Annotated in this window: 10 protein-coding genes; 2 read left to right on the top strand and 8 right to left on the bottom strand. The window is 41.2% G+C overall.

Annotated features, from left to right (window positions below; all coding sequences use genetic code 11):
• Positions 1 to 111: 111 nt before the first annotated feature.
• The 5 genes from H6G96_RS14750 to H6G96_RS14730 form a co-directional block, all read right to left on the bottom strand.
• Entirely contained in the window at positions 112 to 3,114 is a 3,003-nt protein-coding gene (locus H6G96_RS14750) for a peptidase domain-containing ABC transporter (protein ID WP_190912157.1), read from the bottom strand.
• An 817-nt stretch (positions 3,115 to 3,931) separates the two neighbouring features.
• Positions 3,932 to 6,721: a beta-propeller fold lactonase family protein gene (locus H6G96_RS14745; RefSeq protein ID WP_190912156.1), complete on the bottom strand. Its 2,790-nt coding sequence runs from the start codon at positions 6,719 to 6,721 to the stop codon at positions 3,932 to 3,934.
• 347 nt (positions 6,722 to 7,068) lie between these two features.
• Positions 7,069 to 10,179, bottom strand: a complete 3,111-nt coding sequence (locus H6G96_RS14740; RefSeq protein WP_347242235.1) for an esterase-like activity of phytase family protein — start codon at positions 10,177 to 10,179, stop codon at positions 7,069 to 7,071.
• A 621-nt stretch (positions 10,180 to 10,800) separates the two neighbouring features.
• Positions 10,801 to 16,245 (bottom strand): phytase, encoded by a 5,445-nt coding sequence (locus H6G96_RS14735; protein ID WP_190912154.1) that lies wholly within the window; start codon positions 16,243 to 16,245, stop codon positions 10,801 to 10,803.
• A 106-nt stretch (positions 16,246 to 16,351) separates the two neighbouring features.
• The gene (locus H6G96_RS14730) at positions 16,352 to 18,040 is read right to left on the bottom strand and encodes a 5'-nucleotidase C-terminal domain-containing protein (protein ID WP_242063287.1); all 1,689 of its coding nucleotides are present in this window, start codon (positions 18,038 to 18,040) and stop codon (positions 16,352 to 16,354) included.
• Positions 18,041 to 18,667: 627 nt separating this feature from the next.
• On the opposite strand from H6G96_RS14730, the gene H6G96_RS14725 reads away from it, so the two are divergent.
• The gene (locus H6G96_RS14725; RefSeq protein WP_190912153.1) at positions 18,668 to 19,351 is read left to right on the top strand and encodes a hypothetical protein; all 684 of its coding nucleotides are present in this window, start codon (positions 18,668 to 18,670) and stop codon (positions 19,349 to 19,351) included.
• 204 nt (positions 19,352 to 19,555) lie between these two features.
• The gene (locus H6G96_RS14720) at positions 19,556 to 20,482 is read left to right on the top strand and encodes a pentapeptide repeat-containing protein (protein ID WP_190912152.1); all 927 of its coding nucleotides are present in this window, start codon (positions 19,556 to 19,558) and stop codon (positions 20,480 to 20,482) included.
• 166 nt (positions 20,483 to 20,648) lie between these two features.
• On the opposite strand, the gene H6G96_RS14715 is transcribed toward H6G96_RS14720, so the two are convergent.
• The 3 genes from H6G96_RS14715 to H6G96_RS14705 form a co-directional block, all read right to left on the bottom strand.
• Positions 20,649 to 21,425 carry a COP23 domain-containing protein gene (locus tag H6G96_RS14715; RefSeq protein ID WP_190912151.1) on the bottom strand — a complete coding sequence of 259 codons (777 nt, stop codon included), beginning with the start codon at positions 21,423 to 21,425 and terminating at the stop codon, positions 20,649 to 20,651.
• A 288-nt stretch (positions 21,426 to 21,713) separates the two neighbouring features.
• On the bottom strand, positions 21,714 to 21,911 hold the full coding sequence (locus H6G96_RS14710) for a hypothetical protein (RefSeq protein ID WP_190912251.1): 198 nt from the start codon (positions 21,909 to 21,911) through the stop codon (positions 21,714 to 21,716).
• 202 nt (positions 21,912 to 22,113) lie between these two features.
• The gene (locus H6G96_RS14705; RefSeq protein WP_190912150.1) at positions 22,114 to 22,284 is read right to left on the bottom strand and encodes a ssl1498 family light-harvesting-like protein; all 171 of its coding nucleotides are present in this window, start codon (positions 22,282 to 22,284) and stop codon (positions 22,114 to 22,116) included.
• Between the last annotated feature and the right edge of the window lie 177 nt (positions 22,285 to 22,461).

Genomic DNA, 22,461 nt, shown 5'->3' with positions numbered 1-22,461 from the left:
TCGAATGTTGATCAAACTGAAAATCCTTTGATTAAGGGGCAGGGAAAAAGAATTTTTCCCTTTTCTCCTCGCCCCCCTGCTTATTCACACTATGCCCGCAGCAACCCCTAATTACAAGTTTACATCTTGTTGCTGATACAGGTAGAAATAGTGACCTTTAGCAGCCATTAATTCTTGATGGCTACCTTTTTCTATAACTCTGCTATTATCCATCACAACAATCATGTCTGCGTTACTTACAGTATTGAGTCGATGGGTAATAAAAAATACTGTGTCACCCTTGAATGCTTTGGCTAAATTAAGACATATTTGCCGTTCTGTGGGATAATCTAATGCGCTGGTTGCTTCATCTAAAACTAATAATTTTGGTCGTTGTAAAACAGAGCGAGCGATCGCAATTCTTTGTCTTTGTCCACCTGAAAGTGCAGAACCCCGTTCTCCTACCCGTGTATTGTAACCGTTGGGCAAGTTCATAATAAATTCGTGGGCGCACGCAACTTGAGCCGCTTCGATAATTTCTTCGGTTGTCGCATCAGGATTGGTTAAAGCAATATTTTCCTGAACGCTGCCGTCAAACAGCAATGTTTCTTGAGGAACTACGCCAATTTGTCGTCGCAGTGAATAGAGTTCTACTTTGGCAATATCATAACCATCAATCAAAATTCTGCCGGACTCGGTTTCGTAAAGTCTGAGCAGTAATTTCATCATCGTACTTTTACCAGAGCCACTTTGGCCGACAATGCCAATAAATTTCCCTGGCTCAAATTCGAGGTTGACATTAGAAAGTTGCAGAGGGCCACTTGTGCCAAAGCGAAAGGAAACATTTTCGTATTTTACTGCTCCCTTGATGGCAGGTAAGGGTATATTGTAACGGTCTGTTTCTCCTTCTTGTGGTGTATCGACAATATCGCTTAAACGTTCGATTGACAAGGCTGTTTCTTGGAAGCTTTGCCACAGTTGAGCTAAACGCAATATTGGGCTGGTGACGTAACCCGATATAATTCTAAAGGCAATTAATTCGCCTAAAGTTAATTCTCCTTGGAGTACTAAATAAGCTCCTACCCACAAAACTAGTAAGCTGCTGAGTTTGTTGAGGAAGTTGCTGGTGGAGTTAGCGAGGGTGGAAGTCACAACGGTTTTAAAACCGGCGGCGACAAACCGAGCATAACGCTCTTGCCAAGAAAAGCGCGATCGCAATTCGATATTTTGCGCTTTTACTGTTTGAATCCCTGACATTACCTCAACTAAATAAGATTGAGTTTCGGCGTTGCGTTCGGCTTTGCCACGTAACTGCCTACTAATGGTGGGAGAAGCAACTAAGGTGATCAGGATAAACACTGGAATTGTGCTTAAGCCTACTAAGGTGAGTTGCCAACTATAAATCAGCATCACACCGATATAAACCAACGAAAATAGAGCGTCTAACCCGACTGTTAAGGCAGTACCGGTTAAGAATTGGCGGATATTTTCTAATTCGTTGATGCGAGTGGAAAGTTCGCCCACCGGTCGGCGTTCAAAATAGCGCAGTGGTAAACGTAATAAGTGGTCAATAATTTGCGACCCTAAACCCATGTCGATCCGGTTAGTGGTATCGACAAATAAGTAGGTTCTTAAGGTAGTCAGCACTGCTTCAAATAGCCCGACTACTAATAGCAAAATCCCTAAAATATGTAGTGTGCCAATACTATTTTGAGTGATAACTTTGTCGATAATTAACTGAACCACCAGAGGATTTGCCAACGCTGCCAACTGCACGAAAAAGGAAGCGACAAAGACCTCTATCAGAACTCGACGGTGGCGTGATAAATAGGGTATAAACCACCGTAAACTAAAACGCTCTTGGGGCGTTTCTTTGGTAGCACTCAGCAGTAATACTCTAACTTTGGGCGGAAAGTCGGTTGGATCAACATCTAATTGTTCAACCAATTGAGCAGGTTTGCAGCGTACAATTCCTTGGGATGGCACACCCACAACCATAGTATTTGCATCTGCTGCATATAAAACGGCAAAATTATCACCATAGCGAATCAGCGCTGGGGTAGGAATGCGCGTCACTGAGGCGACTGGTAGCTCTATCAACTGCGCTTTAAGTCCGATTAACTCTGCCAGGTAAGCATTAACTTGAAACGATATAGTGCCCTGACGTTTGACTTGCTCAGTTAAGATGCGGCGAACTACTTCTCGACGAAACGGCATTTCTAGGTGCTTCGCGATCATTTGGAAGCAGGCGAAGGCTGTATTTAATTCTCCCTTACCACTAAAAAACGGATATTTCTGTTTTGACGCAGTGTTTGAAGTCTGGGGGGCTGGTTGTGGAACTATTTCGTCTGATGCGTAAGGAATATCCAATTCCTCTGTGCTATCTGATCTGGTGTCCCTGACTACAATTTCTATCTGAGGACTATCTTCCAGTATCAAATTTGACGGATGTATACCAAGCAACCGTGCGGGGTTTTGACTTATAACCTGGATATTGTTTCTGTTATCGTCCAATTCTAGGCGATCGCCAGGTGCGAAATTCGTTATTGTACCTCCGCCACTCACGAACCAGACTCTTTCACTGTCGAGTTGGTTGAATGGAGTTGCCCCTGGAGGGAGGTAATGGATTTTCGACTCTGGTAAGGCATTTTCTGCCAATTCTTTGAAATTTAAAGTAGCCAGTGGTTGCTGCTTCCAATATGAGCTGAGAATCTCGAAAACTTCCACCAAAGAGCTGTGGTTCTTGCGAGCATTGGCGAAAGCTGGATATAAAGCCAGAAAGCTAAAATATGCCGATGCATTCAAGGTTAAACATACTACTTCGGTAGAGGCGATCGCTGTTTCACAGGCGACATCGCGCAACAAACCAATTTCGCCGATAATTTCCCCCGGTTGCAGTAATTTCAGGGTGATTGGCATTTGCGTCTGGGGGTCATATCCCAACAAGCGCACTTGCCCTTCATAAATGATGGTGATGTGGTCTGGGAGACTTTCTTTCCCGATGATTTTTTGGCCTATGCGATAGCGCCAAGCTTGCAGCTGTTCTGATAGATTAGCGATCGCTGCATCTGGTAAATGATCGAACCCTTCTAGGGTAGTGATAAATTCGAGGAAAGTGTTCTTAATATAAGTCATATGAAACAAGTCAAAAGTAAAAGTGAGAAATAAAGTTGCGAGTTAGAGAGTATCTCTTTTACTAACAGTAGTAGTTTTTGGTATTATGCCAGCAGTGTCAAGATTTTCGTGACATTCAGTGTAGCTAAATACGTAAAAGTACAGAGAGTAGATTAGTCTAATTGCAGACATATATTCATCTCACAGGTGATAACTGTTATGCGTTGTTCAAAAAAAGAAAGATAGTGTAAATCACTCGACGACAAGTTATCACTTAGTTTATCTTACATAATTTATACAAATTCGAAAGAAATATTTAGGATTGCAAGTATGTAAGATGGATACTCATCATCAAACTAAGGCAAAGAAACGCGGTTGTTAAACTTAGCGTCGCATATTAATTTATGATAATCAACATGAAACTATCATAGATGCTTTCCTAAGTAAATACCCTAATTAAGAATTATGTAATAAAAAAAACTTTAAATTTCTGAACTATTTTTTACAAATGTATTATAGGCATTGACAGGATCACCGATGGCGAAAGAGAGTAAGCGTTCCTTAGTAAACAGCGCTATTCCTAATTTATTAAATAATTCTCCATCACTTTTTTACTAGCTTAATTTAATAAAAATTAACTGGAAAAATAAAGGTGAAGATTTTTTGTCACCGTAGAGGGGTCAACTATTAAATTTATGAAGGAAAGATAATAACTGCCTTCAGTAAATTTACTAGTTTAATTAATATCGAGGCCATCTGCATACCACGCATAAAATAACCCCATCCGCAACCGGGATGAGGTTATTTTATTTAACTAAATAATTACGTGTCTTTGATATCAAGCAGCATTGACACTGAATTTTACCTGCACAATGACATCGTTGTAATCTTTGTCACCACCATTTGGTAAATCTTCAAAGCCAAAGGTGTTATTCCCTAACAGGCGAATGTGATCTACCTTATCTGAGTTAGCACCCAAGAATGAGAAATAAACCTTCTTATTGACATTGCCATTAAGAATTGCATCGGGTTTACCATCGACAATAATAAATGGTGCAAATAGAGAATTCGGTCCAAAAGTGCCAGTGTAATTTGCAGTACCTTGGTTGTCTACCGCCAAGTCAATACCTGCAACACGCCCACGTACAGCAGCTTGGGCGTAACCAGCCTGGCCAACGAGGATATCTGCTGTGCCATCACCATTAGTGTCAATACCACCATTCTCATCAGCCACCTGATAGAAGCCGACAAAGTTGTTGTAAGATGCTTCTCTGTTGACTGCAAACTCAGCTGTTACTAATTGTGTCACACTCCGTAAATCAATCAGTTCACCTTGATATTTGCCTTGCTGGCTAGTACCTAAAGATACCTCTTCTTCTGTTGCCTGAACCGTCACCGTGAAATTCTGGAAGTTGAGAGAAAACCCTTCCTCTGCTGTGCTGTTATTTGTAGCTGAGGAAAAAACGACACTTGAGAAAGAAGTTTTTCCAGACAGTACAGCCTGAGTGGTACTGTTGGATACCAGATAGAATCTGAGTTTCGTACCAGACTCGAATTCTAAGATATTTTTCAGGTCATCGTTTTTAAAACCCTTGGGCAGTTTGGCAATGGAGGATAAAATCACCTTTGAACGCTCTAAAGCAACTCGCGTATAACCCTCTGCACCAGGTGCTATGCCGTTAATTCTACCTTCATCATCGTCAACAGCAAATACACACAGTTCATTCACCTCTTTAGCGCTGTTGTTTTTAATCTTAATAGAGAGTTTTCCTTTGCCACCCTTAACTTTACTGTTGACTACAAAGATATTCTGAGTAATATTGACCAGTTGGAAAATAGTTGTTATCTGGGTATTTATAGTAAACCCAAAGCCATCAATATTAACAGCTAAATCCTTGTCGAAAGAAAGTCCACCAAGGTCAGTAGTGCGGACGCGGATATTGTAACTAGATTTAGTCGCGTCAGATTTAATTTTTAAGCTATCTCCCTCAATGAGGAATGCACCATTATCAGTATGGCCATTACCCGCTACTAAACTATAAGTGTGTTCATCGTCTTGGTCTGGGTCAATAGTGGTGAAGAAACCAATGATTTTTTGATCATCATCGTCATCATCATCTCCGTCGCCACTACCACTATCGTCATCATCGTCATCATTATTGTCGTCATCGCTGATAGCGGTAAATATCAAATTTGTCGGTTCAAAATTCTTTTGGGCAACTGCAAGTGTAAATACATCACTGGCTTCATCTCCAGCAATATCTTCAGCGATAATTTTGATGTCTAGACTACCCACATCGTTATTTGTCGGAGTGCCACTGAAGGTAAGGGTAGTAGGATTGAAGTTCAACCAAGTCGGTAGTAAATCATCATTTGCCAGAGTTGCAGTGTAAGTCAGGATATCTCCAACATCTGCATCGCTGAAGGTGTCAACTGCAACAGTGAAGTTGAAGACACTATCTTCAGTGGCTTCTTGATCAGCGATCGCCTTGGACAAGACTGGCACATTGTTGGGAGGACTATTAAAGACTACTAGTGCCGAGTCATCAGCTCCAGTAACATAGACGAATTTGCTATCGGGGCTGACAGTGACAGAGAAGGCACCACCAAGCCCATCAACACCGTCTATGCCATCTTTTTGAACTTTCAGGAAACTCAGCTTGCCTGTTTCCGCATTCCTTGCAAACACCGCTATTGCTGAGTCATCGTATCCAACTGCATAGAGGAATTTACCATCGGGGCTGACAGTGATAGATTCGACACTAGCAAGCCCATCAATACCATCTATGCCATCTTTTTTGAATTCTACAAAACTCAGCTTGCCTGTTTCTGTATTCCGTGCAAACACTGCTACTGCCGATTCATTATATCCAGATGCATAGAGGAATTTACCATCGGGGCTGACTGTGGCGGAATCGGCACCAGCAAGCCCATCAACACCATCTATGCCATCTTTTTTGAATTCTATAAAACTCAGCTTGCCTGTTTCCGTATTCCGTGCAAACACCGCTACTGCTGAGTCACCAAATCCAGTTGTATACAAAAATTTACCGTCGGGACTGACTGTAACGGAGTAGATACCAGCAAGCCCATCAACACCATCTATGCCATCTTTTTTGAATTCCACAAAACTCAGCTTGCCTGTTTCCGCATTCCGTGCAAACACTGCTACTGCCAAGTCACTAAGTCCAGATGCATAGAGGAATTTACCATCGGGGCTAACTGTGGCGGACTCGGCACCAGCAAGCCCATCAGCACCATCTATGCCATCTTTTTTGAATTCCACAAAACTCAGCTTGCCTGTTTCCGCATTCCGTGCAAACACTGCTACTGCCGAGTCACCAGATCCAGTTGCATAGAGAAATTTACCGTCGGGACTGACTGTGACGGATGTAGCACTAGCAAGCCCATCAACACCATCGATGTCATCTTTTTTGAATTCCACAAAACTCAGCTTGCCTGTTTCCGTATTCCGTGCAAACACTGCTACTGCCGAGTCATTATATCCAGCTGCATAGAGGAATTTACCGTCGGGACTGACTGTGACGGATCTAGCATTAGCAAGCCCATCAACACCGTCTATATCATCTTTTTGAAATTCTACAAAATCCAAAACTTTATCTGTCATAATCTTACTTATCAATAGTTACTATTTGTTTGCCCTAATTTATGAAATACAATCAACAATTGGCTTCAGTAAATTCACTAATTTAATTAATATTTGGTCTATCTAATACCCCAGCATCAAATAATGCTACCCCTCTACGATAATGATGTTCTTTTATTTAGTTAAATGAGGAGTTGAATTTAGTTTTTGCTAATCAAAATAATATTTTTTGTTTGCTTTTCACAAATTGTTTGGGATTGCTGGATCAACTTACCAGTAAAAGTTATTATCTAAAAAACCCCATCCCGCAAGCGAGATGAGGTTGCAAATCTTTGCTAAATAAGCTAATGAAATTGAAAAATTAAGAACTATGCCACGACACTAGCAGAAAAAGTGAAATCATTTGCTGTAAGGCTAGCTGAGGTAATTCCCAGCAATGAAACCAACTCTATATTTCCAGTTTTCACGATAGTGTCACTACCTGCTTGGAATACCTCTAAAGTACGAAGCTGCGTGAAGCTAATACCGCCCAGCCCGATTTTATCAATCCCAGTTGTAAAGTCAGTAATAATGTTCTTGCTAGTTGGCAGACTGGCGTTAGCAATCCAGAATTGGTCAGCACCAGTACCACCACTCAGGCGATTACCGCCCTGTTGACCGGCAAATAGCACATCATCACCATCGCCACCAGATAGGGAATCATTGATACTGGAGAAAAGTTTGTCATCTCCAGAACCACCATAGAGACGGTTATTGTTACCGTTACTGGTGAGGGTGTCGTTACCTGAGCCACCGAAGGATAATTGACGAGAACCTTCAATTACTGTGAGGGTATCAGCACCTGCTGCCCCAAATAGATTATTATTACTACTAGCTTCAACTACAGCGATCGCATCATTACCATTACCACCATTAGCACTGGTATTTTGAGCCGGGCCGTTTTGACCAATAAATATCTGATCATTACGGTCTCCTGTGGACACTGAAGAGTCACTACCCACAAGCACCGTGTCATCGCCGTTACCAGTTTGGATGGTGTTACCTTTATTACCCTCGACAAAATCTGCTCCGTCACCTGTAAATAAGGTTTGATTTGGTTGAACTGCAATATTATCGCTAGTAGTGGAGCCAAATTTAATTGCTTCAGATTGAGGTTGATTTAAACCAGGAGCAAGGTTAAGGGAATTTTCCAGTTTTAGGAGAATTATTTCATTGTTGTCTATGACTGGATTTTGAGGATCATCTCCAGGACGACCTGTTGAGAAGGGATAGTTGTTGTCATTAGCTACCAAAATGGTGTTTTTGTCAACAACTAAAACATTTTCAATTGTTACAAACGGAAAGTCAAAGGTGGTTTTACCATCGCCATTGAGGTCGTTGGGGTCTTGAATGTTTAACAAGTCTGCAACTTCTTCTTTGACTACGTAGCCATTAGAGTCTGTTTTAGACAAATCTATTTTGTAAATCTTCTTAAATTCAGCCGCAGCCCCTTGACCACCATCGCGCTCAATGACTAAGTATTCATTGTCATTAATGACAGCTAAATCGCCGATCGCATATGCAGGATTTTCCAGCTTGTAGTAAAGTTTTTTACCAGTGTAATCACGGCTAGCGATATCAAATTCATTAATCCGCAAAGCACCAGCAGGATCACCCTGAACCGTACCCTCTAGCAGCATATAGAGTTTGGTTTTGCTGGCGTTGATTGCTCCGCCTTCAAAACCTCTGGAGCCACCCAAGTTAGCAAAAGCATCTCCTGCAAGTACATCGGGGTTTTGTGGCGATCGCACTAAGTTATTCTGAGGATCACTCAAGAAATCTCGGACTTTATCCCCTGTATCTGGGAAGTCTGTGAAGAGTGCATCTACCCCTAATTGGAAGAACTGTTGATATTCTAGTTCTGGATTACCTTGGTAATCTGCGGCTAAATATAGGTCTTCGTCCCGAAAGGTGTAGGGATGAACTTGTAAGCCTGCATTGTGAGCATCTTGAATTAAAGTCGTGGGAGGTAACGTTGTCTTATCAGCATCATTTACTGCTCCATCCCCATTGACATCATCTGCCAATCCATCACCATTAGCATCAGTACCTTTGACACTAACAATCATCCGTTTCCAAGGGCCAATGCCATCAGCATAGGTGGCAATTTCAGCCAAGCCTTGTGGAGTCCGTAAATCACCATAAGTACGAGGATCATTGCTGACTTCAAAATCATAAGGCTGAGTTTCTATGAGCGTACCATTTAGCTCAATGCCAGATGCATCTAGAAGTTGGACGAGTGGAATATCCACTCCTGCTTCTGGCATAATGCGATCATTTAGATCCTTAAGATTACCTACTTCAAAGGACTGGATGAAGATCCGACTTGGATCGGTGAAGTTCTCAGCCTTGAGTGTATCGATCAGTATCTCACTAATGTTTCTGTTAATTTTCTCGGTGGTGCCTACGTATGTGGCTTCTTCGGCAGAATAGGTGGGATGCTTCGTTTCAGGATAGATGCCAATCTTTTTACCTGTCTCGGTTTCAACTTCTTTAACCAAGTCGATGATTTCGGCGAGGCTGGGAATTTCAAATTGACCATTGAAGGATTGGTCGCGGAAAGGTACACGCTGTATCGCTCTTAAAGTCTTGATTTCTTCTAAAGTAAAGTCTTCAGCAAACCAACCTGTGATTTCAGTTCCATCGAGGCTGACTGTTTTCTTGCGATCGGCAAACTGTGGATACTTGGTAATATCGTAAACGTCTGTGGTTGTATTGCTTAAATTAAGAGTGCCATCAGCGTTCAAAATTGCCAAAGCAGGCTCATGACGAGCAATTAATACTCCATCTTTTGTAACTACTAAGTCTGGCTCAATAAAATCAGCGCCGTCTGCAATTGCCTGCTTATATGCCTCTAGGGTATGTTCTGGAAGATCCCCACTTGCGCCTCTGTGACCAATGACTTTAGGTGCTTCTCTATCTAAAGTTTTGAATTGGTCGGGTGTAGCAACGGGAGCCTCTAACAGCTTACCAGTAGCATCAAAATGTAGTAGATAGGGGCCAAACTCCTCTCCAACCCAGATTGTCCCGTCTTTATCAAAGACGAATGACTCTATATCAAAATCTGCACCAGTCAGTAATCTTTCAGAAGTTCCTTCATTAACTATTTGGAAAGGAATCTTGTTATCGGGATCAGACAGTTGAATGTAGTCTAAAACTTTAACAGTGCCATCTCCATTTTCTGTTCCCTTAAAATTCGGGTCTAGACGATGGATGCGTAACAGAAAATCTTCACTATTATCTTTGCTGCCGTAACCATTATCTGACAGAAAGTATAAAGAGTCATTATTAGCAAACTGTACGCCACTGAAGCCCTGTATTGGCTGTCCTGGGAAAGGCCCCGTTCTGCCATTGGCTGAGATTTCCTCACCAGAAACTGGCCCATCACTAAAGGTATCAGCAGGTAAAGAAGCAAAGCCGACTAACTCAATTGCCATAATTTAGAATGTTGTTTGGGTATTGGATTTAACTGCACCACAAAGTATTCAAGTTCTCTGATTGCATTACTTGTGGGAAAAATAAATCATGTTCTCACGCTAGAAAGCGGAGTTACGGGAAAATCTCAGAATTACAAAAATATAGTTTAGAAAAGCCCGTTAAGTCCGATTTCGTCCAAACGCTAGTAGTTATGAGGTAACTTAGCTAGCAGTAAAGATGTTTTCATTAGAAGATTAAGAAAACAATAAGCTAACCGGAAGAAATGATTAAAATCTACACAAGTAAAAAAGTAATATTTATGACAATCTGCTTGGATTAATTACATAAAAAATCATTCACCGTAGATATTTGTAGTAATATGGCAATGCCATTGGTGTCAACAAGTCAAGCATATTTATATTTTGCTTGGCTAATGATTTTTTGATAATTATCAAAAAATAAAACTTGCTTATTTTAATTTTAATTGGCTAGCGATCGCATCAATTTCACTGCTACTTATAAGGGCTTATAAATTAATTAAAATATTTGCAAAATGTGAAATATTTAGATCCCCGGCTTCTTAAAAAGTCGGGGATCTTGTTGTTCAAAAATGATTTAGGATTGAGATGACGCTAGGCAACAAACTAAGCCACGACGCTAGGAGAGAAAACAAAGTCATTTGCAGTTAGGCTAGTTGAGGTAATTCCTAGTAATGAAACCAACTCTGTATTTCCTGTTTTCACCAAAGTATCACTACCTTGTTGCAACAGTGTTAACCGACAAAATTGAGTTACGCCAATACCACCCAGCCCGATTTTATCAATCCCAATTGTAAAATCAGCAATAATATTTTTACTAATTGGCAGACTACCATTAGCAATCCAGAACTGGTCAGTACCAGCACCACCACTTAGGCGATTATTACCCTGTTGACCAGCAAATAGCACATCATCACCATCGTCACCAAATAGCGAATCATTGACATTGGAGAAAAATTTGTCATCTTCAGAACCACCGTAGAGACGGTTATTGCTACCGCCACTGCTCAGGGTATCATTGCCTGAGCCACCAAATAATGATTGACGAGAACCTTCAATTACTGTGAAAGTATCATCACCTGCCCCACCAAACAAATTGTTACTACCACTAGCTTCCACCACGACAATCAGATCATCACCATTGCCACCATCAGCATTGGTATTTTGAGCTGGGCCATTTTGACCAATAAATATCTGATCATCACCATCATTCCCGGATATTGAAGAGTCACTCCCTGCAAGCACGATGTCATCACCGTTTCCAGCCAAGATTGTATTATTTTTAGTACCCTCTACAAAGTCTGCTCCGTCACCTGCATTAAAGAATTGTCCAGGCTCAAGATTGACAGTATCGCTGTTGCTAGAACCAAAACCGTTCAAGAAAGTAGGCTCTATAACTGTTAGGTTATTGGGTAGTTCCAAAATACCGAGTTTCTGAGCAGGTGTATTGCCTGCAACATTAAAGTCGTTGTCATTAATCAAAGCTAGGGTGTTGGGTGCTACCAGTGCCAGACCTTCTAATTTTTCGACTCCGGTGTAACCCAACTGAGCAGCATTAGCAATTAAACTCTTGGTGACAGGGTTAATATTGGCAGTAGCTAACTCCGCAGCAGTAAGTTGTTCTATGGTTTTATCAGCTGGCAAGGTAAAGTTAGCAGGATTATTGATGTTGGTTGCCCCGGCTAAATCAATTTGATAAATTAGTTTATTGCCAGCAGATGTACCATTATCATCTCGCTCAACTACTGCAAATTTGCCGTTACCTAAAGATACTGCATCGCCAATTTTGTCAGTTGCCTGTAGACCTTCCAGGAGATATAAATACTCTGCTGTTACTTGCTTGGTGACAATATCAAACTCTAGAATTCGCAAGTTGAGAGAAGCTTTAGAAGTCGCATCATTGGCGACATCTGAATTATCAATTGGACTCTGAATAAAAGCGTATAATTTAGTACCTTCCAGGGCTACAGCTTCAAATCCCCGGTTATTGCGGCGTTGAGCATAAACCTCCGGCAATACCTCAGTACCAAAAGTTCCGACGGGTTGATCTGGGTTGGGCGCTGTGGCAGTTCCTTGAGGAATAAAGCGATCGCTCAGTTTACCATTAACATCAAAGTGATAAATTGCCGGACGGTATTCATCTACCATCCAATAGTCACCATTTTCCGCAATTACAATTCCTTCTAAGTCAGCACCTAAAGGATCGTTAGCTAAGATATTCTTGTCTAAGTCAACGGCAATTTCATCTGTGTAAGCCAAACCATTTGCTACTCCTTGCAGGTTAGGCAATCCAGTTAATGGTGTTGTCCCATCTTGGCGGAATAATCCAGTTCTATTGGTAATGTTGATTTCACCTGTAGTGCGATTGAGTTCAAAGCTGACTATTTCTGGTTGAAATTCTGGCAATAAAAATGGTCTGTTGAAACCATCAGGTTCTCCATTGGGGCCCCTGTCTGTGTGAGTGACAAACTTCAGATTCCCATTTGCTGCAAACCCTTGAAAATACAACCCAGAGAAACCACCTAAGAAAATATCTTGATTTTCAGAGGTTGTTCCTAACTTGGGTAAGTTTTCAAATTCATAGATAGTCAGCTTGGGTTGAGCAACAGGATTGCGTGGATCGTAACTAGTGGTGTCAATAGTTAGAGAATTGGGGAAGGCATTGGCAATATTTTCCCAAGGTACAAGCTTGAAGTTAGAACTGATATTTTCCTCTTCACCTTCATCGCTGACTATTGTGGCAGGTTCATTGGAGCCATCTTGAGTGACAAATAAACCAAATGGAAAGTTAGGCCCCAGTGGTACGTTAATTACATCTGCACCGTCTGACTCTTGTACGCTGTCAATTGCCCCATTGTTACCAACCGCAAAGTTACCCACGTATTCGTTGTTACCTTCACGAGTGTAAGCAACAAAGGTGTTGTCGCCTTGGCTAGATGCTAATAAGTAGCCTGTGCCATTTTTGCCGTAATAAATAGTCAGTCCTTCTACGTCATCGGTGAGATAATTACCACCTAAATCTCTGACTTGATCAATTAGCTTGCCAGTTGTGCCACCGTTTGGTTCTGCTTGGAACTTCCAGATACCGATATTTTCCTGGCCGATGTAAAGGAAACCAGTTTCCTGGTCTACTACCATACCCTCTGTTTGCGGATCGCGTCCTTCAATTGTCGGTACAGTAAATTCTCGCACCCGTTCAATGCCAATTTTGCCATTACCTTTGTCAATTAGTTTGAACTGAGCTACATCTCCAGTTTCTCGGCGATTAGCAAAGACATAATAATCATTGGTGATTGGACTACGGTACAATGCCAGTCCGTAAGCACTCCGAGAAGATGAGGAATAAGGTTCTGCAAAAGGTGCTGCTTGGAAGAGAGTGCCAAGGTTGCTGTCGGTAATGTCTTCTAGATAGTTGCCCTCAGCGCCAGGGTTGGGGTTAATTTTGAAGATTGCTAATTTATCATTGCCGCGATCGCTAGCTACGGCAATATCAACAGATTGATTGCCTAATTTGAAACCGTATTGTAGATCAATGTTGTTGTAGCGAATACCACCAGGATTAACTGTTTCTAACAAATTACCAGACAAGTCATAAACCCGCAGTCCGCCATTTTTCACTGAGGTCAATACTAGGCTATCGGCAGAATTTGTGGCATTAACATAAATGGCAGGATCATCAGCATCAGCCCGTTGATCAACTGCCAGTGTCTCATCATCCAACAAATCGGGACGAGTTTCTACTGTGGGTGCAGCAGTTGAAACTAAGCCTGCATCCAGCGTAAGAATTTGGGTAAATTGGCTTTGGTTGAAGTTGTTATCACTTACCAGCACAATCGACTGACGACCATCTGCTAATTTGGGGCCAAAGGTGATGCCTTCGATGTTATCTGTACCGTTAGGCAAATCCAGATCATTTAAATTTAACAGCAGACGTTTTTGCGCGGGTTGGATAGCTGCTAATTGCTCAGTACTCAAATTATTCAGAGAATCGTAGAAACTAATGTCTGTTGCACCTTGCAAAGAAATTTCGTAGATTTTGATGGTGTTACCGACACCCGCAGAAAAAGAGCGTTCCAAGGCTAGCAAAGTGCCACGGTTGTCGATCGCAAGTAAATCCACTAAACCATTGTCAGCAAAGCCTGTGCTTGGGTTGGGTACATCAGCGATCGCATCAGTGATATACAGGTATTCTTTTTCTGGCTGTCCACTTACTAAATTGTATTGCAGAATCCGGGAAGGGCTGCCACTGGTGAGCGAAGCCCTTAATCCATCTTGGGATAGGGCGTTTTCAGTGGCGGTGAATAGGGTTTTTTGGTCTGGTGTAATGGTGAGGCTTTCAAATCCCAAATTATTGTAAACACCTGATGTCTGCGTGTCACCTGCATCTACAATACCGTTGGCGTTGGTATCTTCAACTACTGGTAAGAATTTGCTGGGGACAGGTAGCGATGCCTCCGGCTGGCTACGCCTACGCAATTGTTGCCCTGTTGTTAGGGAAAATTCCTTAATAAAGGGATCGCTAACTCGACCTGCACCAAGATTAACTTCACCTTCAGAAGAGATGAAAACAGTATCATTGTTAGTTAAAGCAATGCCTTCTGGGTCAATACTAAATGTTTCAAATAAGTTGCTATTACTATCTTTCAGAGGCGTGACATTGGTAAAAGTTACCTCGGTATCAGCAGTGAAAGTATAGAAGCGGGCGGGGCCAAATTGGGAGCGATCGTCTGAGATAGTGTAGTAGCGATTGTTAACAGCATCGTAAGTTACACCAGATAGTCCACCCAATGGAGTCTGTACCCCATTCACAGTTCCTGCTGCACCACCAGGAATAAAGCCAGTAACGAAAGTTGACTGCCCCTGGAATCCTATACTGGGAATGGTTTTACCTGGTTCATTTGGCCCAGTTTGCACATCTGTAAATACTAAGCGATGGTCAGAACTGGGGAAAGGAAAAGTACCTACCAAGGGGAACGTTGGGTCAGTATTCAGTGGCCAGAATACTGCTGAGTTGGCAATTGTCAGGTCAGCAGAGGGTAGCACGTAATCAGTCCGCAGGTTTCCGGGAGCCGTATCAGCAAAGTCTGCGGTATCAAAGCTGGGATTACCCTTTTGGATAGCGTTTGCACCACCCTGCAACTCTGCTTGTTGAGGCCCACCCAGACTGCTAGGAATGACATTAGTATTGATATTGGGATTTTGCAACAGTTGGCGAATAGCGTTGTCAAAACTATCACCATCCAAGGGATCTGCATTTTGATCGCCCGCAATCACAAAGCTTGAGCCAGCAGCAATACCGCCCGTTTTCCCCTGATCGTCGTAAATATAATTACCTTTACCAGGAGTAATATAGTCTGCCCAAAAGCGGATTTCGTCATGGTTGCGCTTACCGTTGCGGTCTTCTGGCCCATCAAAGGTTGGGGGTGTGGGATGGCTGGCGAGGACATGAATTGTCTCGCCATTTACCTGGATTGGTACATCCCAATGACTTTTGGAGGAGAAACGAAAAACTTCCAGTTCATCTTGAGAATACCAATCATTTGGCTGTGGTGTTGTAGGATCATCGGGAAGCAAAGCATTGGGCATATCCTTCCAGAGGAAGTTTTGGAAGGTACGGACGTTAGCTGTGTCAATGGGATATTTGGACAGTAGCAACATCCCAAATTGACCAGGAAAGTTACCGAATCCGAAGGCATCATCCCCATATCCCGGTTCGCCTGGGGTTGTAACTACTGCGCCGTTGTTGTTCAAGTCAAACCCAGAGGCGATACCCGTGTTGGAAGGGGCAATGTAAAAGTAAGGGTAATCAACAGGATTTGCACCATTCTGGCTAACTGCAAGGTAATTTTGCTTGAATAACTGAACTGCCTCCGGGGAGTAGTCAAACTCATTAATTAGTAATACATCCGGGTTATTACGCTGGATGATTTCTGCAACAACTTTTGCTTGGGCATTGTCAGGGGTAGACAGGTCGGTTACTAACTGACCTTCTGCATTACGGTTCAGGGAAGCATTGAACTGAGAAAAGCGAATTGTGCTTGTAGTTAGCATAGTTTCTGAAGTAGATTCCAAATATTAGAGTGCTTTAAAAATTGGAACTGGGGAATGGGCGTTTTTTTGCAAAGGCCACCGTAATATCCGCAGTTTTAAATGATGCTCAAATTGACGCGGACGATGATATCGTTGTAATCAAGGTCGCCGCCACCGGGTAACGTCCTGGTGCTGTTGCTGCTACGCCGTGTTCCAACAACCACTTTAGCTGCTGGGCGGTGACAGTAATTAGGCTAAGAGCATTATTAAACCGCAGAGCATTTTCCACATCCAAGCGAGAAATGTCTCCAGTTTGCTCATTCGGTGCTAAAGCACTGGGTTGGGTTGGTAATTTGGCGACTCCAGATGGATCGATCGCACCACCAGATCCATCAACTACACCAATGTTGTCTCGAATACCTCCCCCGTTCTTTAGCGAAATCACCACCGTCGGGTCAATCTGACGCGCTTGCCACAAATTGGCATCTGCTGTCAAATTCCCAAAATTAGTTTCCTGAGTGCGAACATCGGTGCGGGTACCATTGAGGAAAACACTCGCATTGCCCACAATCAAATTATCTTTGCTGGCAATGACATCGCGGATACCATCAGTAATGGCTACTACTTTTTGATGCTCTGTATTAGCGGCAGCATTTGTGAAGGCAGAAATATCACTAGCCGGATCAAAGTTGGTAACACCGTAAACTCGATCTACACCAGCTTGATCGGTAGCGTAAGCCCCGTTAATATTGGGATCTAAGCTGTTAGTTTGGATAACTCCCAAATCGTCAAAAGTAGCTACCAAAGGCCCAACATACTGATAATTAGCGTCTGTATTGACCACCAGTACAGGTTGATTATTGGCGGAAGTCTTAATAATTGGGTAAGTAGCTCCAGGAGTATCACCTGTTCGCACAGGATCAGTATTATCAGCCGCCACAGTGTGGGAACCACCCGCAACAATTACATCGACATTTTGTAATCGAGGAGCAAGTTCTTCGACTTCAATATCTAACTGCTGCATGTGCGCCAGCAGAACTATTTTGTTAACTCCCGCTGCTGTTAATGTATCAACTTGGGTTTGAATTGATGCCGCTAAGGCAGCATAATCAGTAGGATTACCAGGAGTGACTACCACACGTCCAGTACTAGAAATAGTTGCTAACAGAGGTGTAGTGGCTCCCACAATCCCGATTTGTTGGTCATCCGCGTTACCAATAATTCCATCTTCGCCAGCAACAGTAATTACCGTACTCTTCGCAATTTGTCGGGGAATAGAACTCGCTTCTGCGGTATCTTGATTAGTAGCTAAATCTGAAGCTGCGATCGCCCCATCAAGATTGTTTATGGGATCAGCTATTTCTGAACTGAAATCTAAGTTAGCACTCAGGTAAGGAAAATTTGTCCCCGGATTGCCAGAACCATTGCGGAGAATGTCGCGGACTTGTCTAACACCCAAGTCAAATTCATGGTTTCCTAAGGCAGAAGCTTGGATACCAAAGGCGTTGAGGATACCAATGTCACCCCGTCCAATAACTGGAGCCGAAGAAGTTCCTAAACCTCCAACATTATTTAGACTGGTGTCACTGGAAGCATTTAAAAATACACCGGGAATATAGTTATCCCCAGAAGAAAGAGTTAAAGTATTTGCCAATACATTAGCTGGGACTCCCAATGTATCTGTGTTGGTATTAGTCCGCAGGCGATTTAGTACTGCTGAGAAACGAACAGCATCAGAAGTCTGAGGGCTAGTACCGGCAGCGTCAATGCCACCTTCAAAATCGGAAGCGTGGAGGATTTGAAGTGTTAATGCCATTTTTATTGCCAGTAAAACAAAGTTAACTGCAAAGCAAAGATGTAATTCGCAGTTAGAGCGATCGCCATATCAACATGGACATCATAAAACTTGCCTTCCAAACCACTATTTTTAATGGTTGCCAGAAGACATCTACGGATCTAATTTTTCGTGTTAGTTCTTAATTGAGCAACCTAAAATTATCCCAGTTAGATTAAGAATTAGCTAGCAAAAGGTTAAGACAATAAAATTGCGGATTTACGGATGCTTTTATTCCACAGCAATTATTCTCAGTTATATATCCTGAGTAGATAGTCTAGTCGGCAAAACTGGGAATAGCTATTTTGTAGTCAGTTAGCCAGATATATCTCTATGACTGGGTTTCAAGCTTTATCGACCTTTTGGTTAATTTAAAAATCCTCAGTTAAAACACATCTAAAAACTTTCATATATCAATTTAGATCATCACAATATTTTCTGAATATTGTAAGATATAGAACATTAGCCCATTCTTGAAAATCGAGCATAAAAACTCGGTTTCTTTTAGTGACTGTAAATCTCCAAAGTGAATTTACTAAGCCTAAAGAAACCAGATTTTTGACATTTTGGGACTGATGCTATAACTTAACCAGGGCGTTGGTGAATAATATGAGCAAAGAAAAGTATAGAGAGCCATCAAAATTTACACTCGAAAATGACCGCAGCAATCATTTAGGTAATGCACAAAATCATTTGCGTTCAGTAACAAGAATTGCTAGAAAGTTCAATGAGAATAATCAGGATATAAATAAAATTACATATAGAGATGTTGGTGAACTATTCACTTTGACTGATAAATGTTCAGATACACTGAGGAAATACATCAATCTCAGAAACTACATGGATAAAGATCAAATGGTTAAACAGATTAACAATGATCTGAGAAATGGTCAATCTTATACTACATTTGACCAGGAAAAAAATTGGCTAAATAGATTTGACCAGTGCTGCGTAGTAAGCTGCGAAAGTTTTATCCAAAACCAAGTTCCAATAAAGCTGCGATCGATACAAGACCTTTATCGCAATATAATCGCATTTAGGAGTGAATTCGGTCGTACATACGCTCGGAATAATTTTGATTATCAACAAATCAAAGAAAGATTTCAGGAGTATTTAAATGAAGCTTTGCAAATTGCAAGTGGTACTGGCTTAGTTTGTGAAGATGGACTGAAGTATTATAACTCCAGTTCAATTTTTTATACTAGGAGCATTTGGTTAGGTTCAAGAATGTTTCTTAATGGAGCAAATAACCTTTTAAAAATAGGCGGTTCGGAACAATCACTAATAAATTAGAATCTTGAATTCTACATAAATTTAGTTAACATTTTGAATGGTGCTTATAGCAATCCTAGTTAATTCGTGAAAAACGTCAGTATATATTTATGTTCCTGATTCTTTGTTAAGAGTTCTCTATTCTCTTTCCCCAAATATCCAAATTAAATAGGATTGCTATATGTATCTTTAAAGTGAAGTTGCAGTACAAAGGGAGAAACATCTTTGTTTAGTCATTTGCGTTTAGTAATTCTAGGATTTGCATTAGGCTCTGTAATTACTGCTGGAATATTTTTAATCCCTCCAGCTTTAGAAAACAAAAGTTGGACATGGACATGGGCTGACTGGACTGGAATTGGAGAAGACACAATCAAAAGAAAGAGTATAGAAAGAAAAGGTGGAGAAAAGGGTTCCATTGAAAAGGTTATTTTCACTGATGAAATTCAGTCGGGAAAAACACTTTGGGATTTTTTAGAACTAGTTAGTGCATTAGCAGTTCCATTTCTGCTTTTGTATCTAGGTAATCAACTACAGCAAAAAGATAAAGAAATAGCAGACATAAATTTACGTGAAGAAGCACTACAAAGTTACCTAGATCGTGTGTCAGATTTATTAGTTAATAACAAAGCAAATAGCCTAGAACCTAATGATTCTTTACTAGAACTAATAAAAGATTTAATACGCACAAGAACGCTGACTATACTGCGTAGCCTTGACAACGATGGAGAACGGAAAGGTAGTGTTATAAGATTTCTAATCGATGCAGAACTTATAAGGAACTGGGAATATATTGAATTAGACTTAAGCTCTGCTAGCTTGAAAGGTGCTAAACTAAGCGGTACTCAACTAAGTCGTGTTCTCTTAAGTCAAGCAGACCTAAGTGATGCAGACCTAAATGATGCAAATTTAAGTGATGCCAACTTAAGTAATGCAAATCTACGTAATGCCAACTTAAGTAATGCTGACTTAACTAGCACTGACTTAACTAATGCCGACTTGAGAGATACTAAACTAACAAATGCCAAACTAACAAATGCTAACCTAAGTAATGCAGACTTAACTGGGGCTGACTTGAGAGATACTGAACTAAGCAATACCATCTTAAAAGATGCAAAGGGCTTAAAAAAAGATCGTTTTATCTCTAAACAATAGGTATTACTATCAAAAGTTATTGAGTAGGTGGGGAAATAAATTGCGCTCAAGTATTGTTCTGGAGGACATTCCATGCATCTTATTTCCAGTTTTTTATCTCGAAATGAAATTGAAGCAATACTTGGATTTCCCCACTCTCTAATTACCTGTGATAATTACCTATTAATCAGCGGAAATAACCAGGATTTAGACGAGCGCCATTAGGTTGAGACTGACCACGAATTGTCACTCCATTGCGGAGGTTGTTCGCAGTACCGCCATCTTTGCGATCGAGGAACGGTTTCAGATTAATCCCACCTCTAGATGAACTAATCCGATTCTTACCACTACCCAGAAGCGTGCGTCCTAAATTATATAATTCATTCCCCCCACTACTGCGATTGCCATAAGTGTTAACAGCTATAGTTTGTTGTCCACTGTCAGCAGTAGTCAAGTTTTGAAAAATGCTATTGCGGATAACAACAGGATCTTTCCCACGCGGTACTGTCAGCACAATTCTACAGCTTGGGTCAGCTTCTGTTGTAACGCAGACAATATTTTCGTTATTTTCTACAGATGTCTGGAGTTCTAATAAACCATCTGGGCGATAAAGTTCTAAGCGACTAGCAATTGTTGCACAACGTCTTTGTGTATCCCAACCACCGCCTAAAGTCGCAGGCGCAGCCCAAGGAAAGAATTGCCCTGGTTGACTTTGTGGCTGATACATAACGGTATACTGACCATTATAAGTTTGACAGGTAAACCGAGTTGTCCCGTCAGTCGAGGGTGAAGGTGGTATACCTGTTGATGTATCTATTGGTACTGATGACCCACCTGATGGTACTGTTGGTACGACAACGCCATCGCCAGTAGAGTCATATTGCGCCATTGCTACAGAATTGCCCAAACACAAAGATAAGCCGAGACTGCCTAAAGCTATCAATCGAAACAGTTGTGATGACATAAATCATCCTCCAGTAAAAACTAGGTGGGGAATTGATAGTTTAAGTGACGAATAATTCTCTGTTTTGATTCATCAAAAACGTTATTTTTTTCTTTTATTGCTTTTTTCTCGGGAAGTAGCTTTTTAGATATACTTGAGTTTCTGCTTAATAACCCACTCTTTCATAATTTGCTTCATACTGGGGTGTATTTATATAGAAAAGTGTTTTTTGTTACATTTGCAAGAAACTAGCAAAATATAGATTAAGCGATTACACTTAGCACCTTTTTACTTAAGCAAGCATATATACTAAGGCAAATTATTTGGCTCGATACCTTGAGATTGCAAATAAGCACTTATCTCAAGGCTTTCGCGCAAAGCACCAGCTAATAGTGGCTGACCTGTATTTTCCACTGGTTCATCCTCTAACTGAAAATCTGCGGGCAACGCTTCCCAAGATATTATAAGTTTTGTTGAAGATTTGGTTTCACCGAGTTGGGTTGTCATAAACACCCCTTTTTATTGATTTGTCTTTATTTTATGAGCGATCGCAGTTATATTACAACGTCGCCGTTTGAGGTGCGATGCCTACGGGGAACAAAGCTAACTCACAGGTCTAAAACATAAAAAACCTCGGAGAAACAACTAACCGAGGTAAGAGAGAATTGAGAATGACAATGAGATACAGCGATACGGAAATGGAAAAATTTTAGCTAACGCTAAAACCAACCAAAACTAAAGTTGTGACAATTAAAGTCGCAAAAAGTCCTTGTAAAACGTATTTACGTTGTTCCCAAATTGCCGGGTACTCGGCGTAGTAAACCTTGGGTTCAGTTGCGTAATTATTGATAATACCGTTTTCATTTACAGTAGTGTACATAGTTTTTTCTTTTTTTATTTACTTATGTAACTAAATTTAACAATATTGTTACAAAGTGTCAAGAGGACTTGACAAAAAAAGGCTGATTATTTTAATAAAAGTTACTTATCAGGCATAGGGGATTTAGGCGAAGCTGCTCCAGCCGCCGAAAGCACTATAAATTAAGCAGTTTTTTAA

It is taken from the genome of Nostoc sp. FACHB-892 (assembly GCF_014698795.1).
GTDB lineage: Bacteria > Cyanobacteriota > Cyanobacteriia > Cyanobacteriales > Nostocaceae > Nostoc.
Note: the sequence above shows the minus strand (reverse complement) of the source record. Positions and strands in the feature narration are given on the sequence as shown.

Coding starts and splice junctions, on each gene's coding strand:
- H6G96_RS14750 (WP_190912157.1), bottom strand. CDS start 3,114: ATGACTTATATTAAGAACACTTTCCTCGAATTTATCACTACCCTAGAA.
- H6G96_RS14735 (WP_190912154.1), bottom strand. CDS start 16,245: ATGCTAACTACAAGCACAATTCGCTTTTCTCAGTTCAATGCTTCCCTG.
- H6G96_RS14710 (WP_190912251.1), bottom strand. CDS start 21,911: ATGACAACCCAACTCGGTGAAACCAAATCTTCAACAAAACTTATAATA.
- H6G96_RS14715 (WP_190912151.1), bottom strand. CDS start 21,425: ATGTCATCACAACTGTTTCGATTGATAGCTTTAGGCAGTCTCGGCTTA.
- H6G96_RS14705 (WP_190912150.1), bottom strand. CDS start 22,284: ATGTACACTACTGTAAATGAAAACGGTATTATCAATAATTACGCAACT.
- H6G96_RS14725 (WP_190912153.1), top strand. CDS start 18,668: ATGAGCAAAGAAAAGTATAGAGAGCCATCAAAATTTACACTCGAAAAT.
- H6G96_RS14730 (WP_242063287.1), bottom strand. CDS start 18,040: ATGGCATTAACACTTCAAATCCTCCACGCTTCCGATTTTGAAGGTGGC.
- H6G96_RS14745 (WP_190912156.1), bottom strand. CDS start 6,721: ATGACAGATAAAGTTTTGGATTTTGTAGAATTTCAAAAAGATGATATA.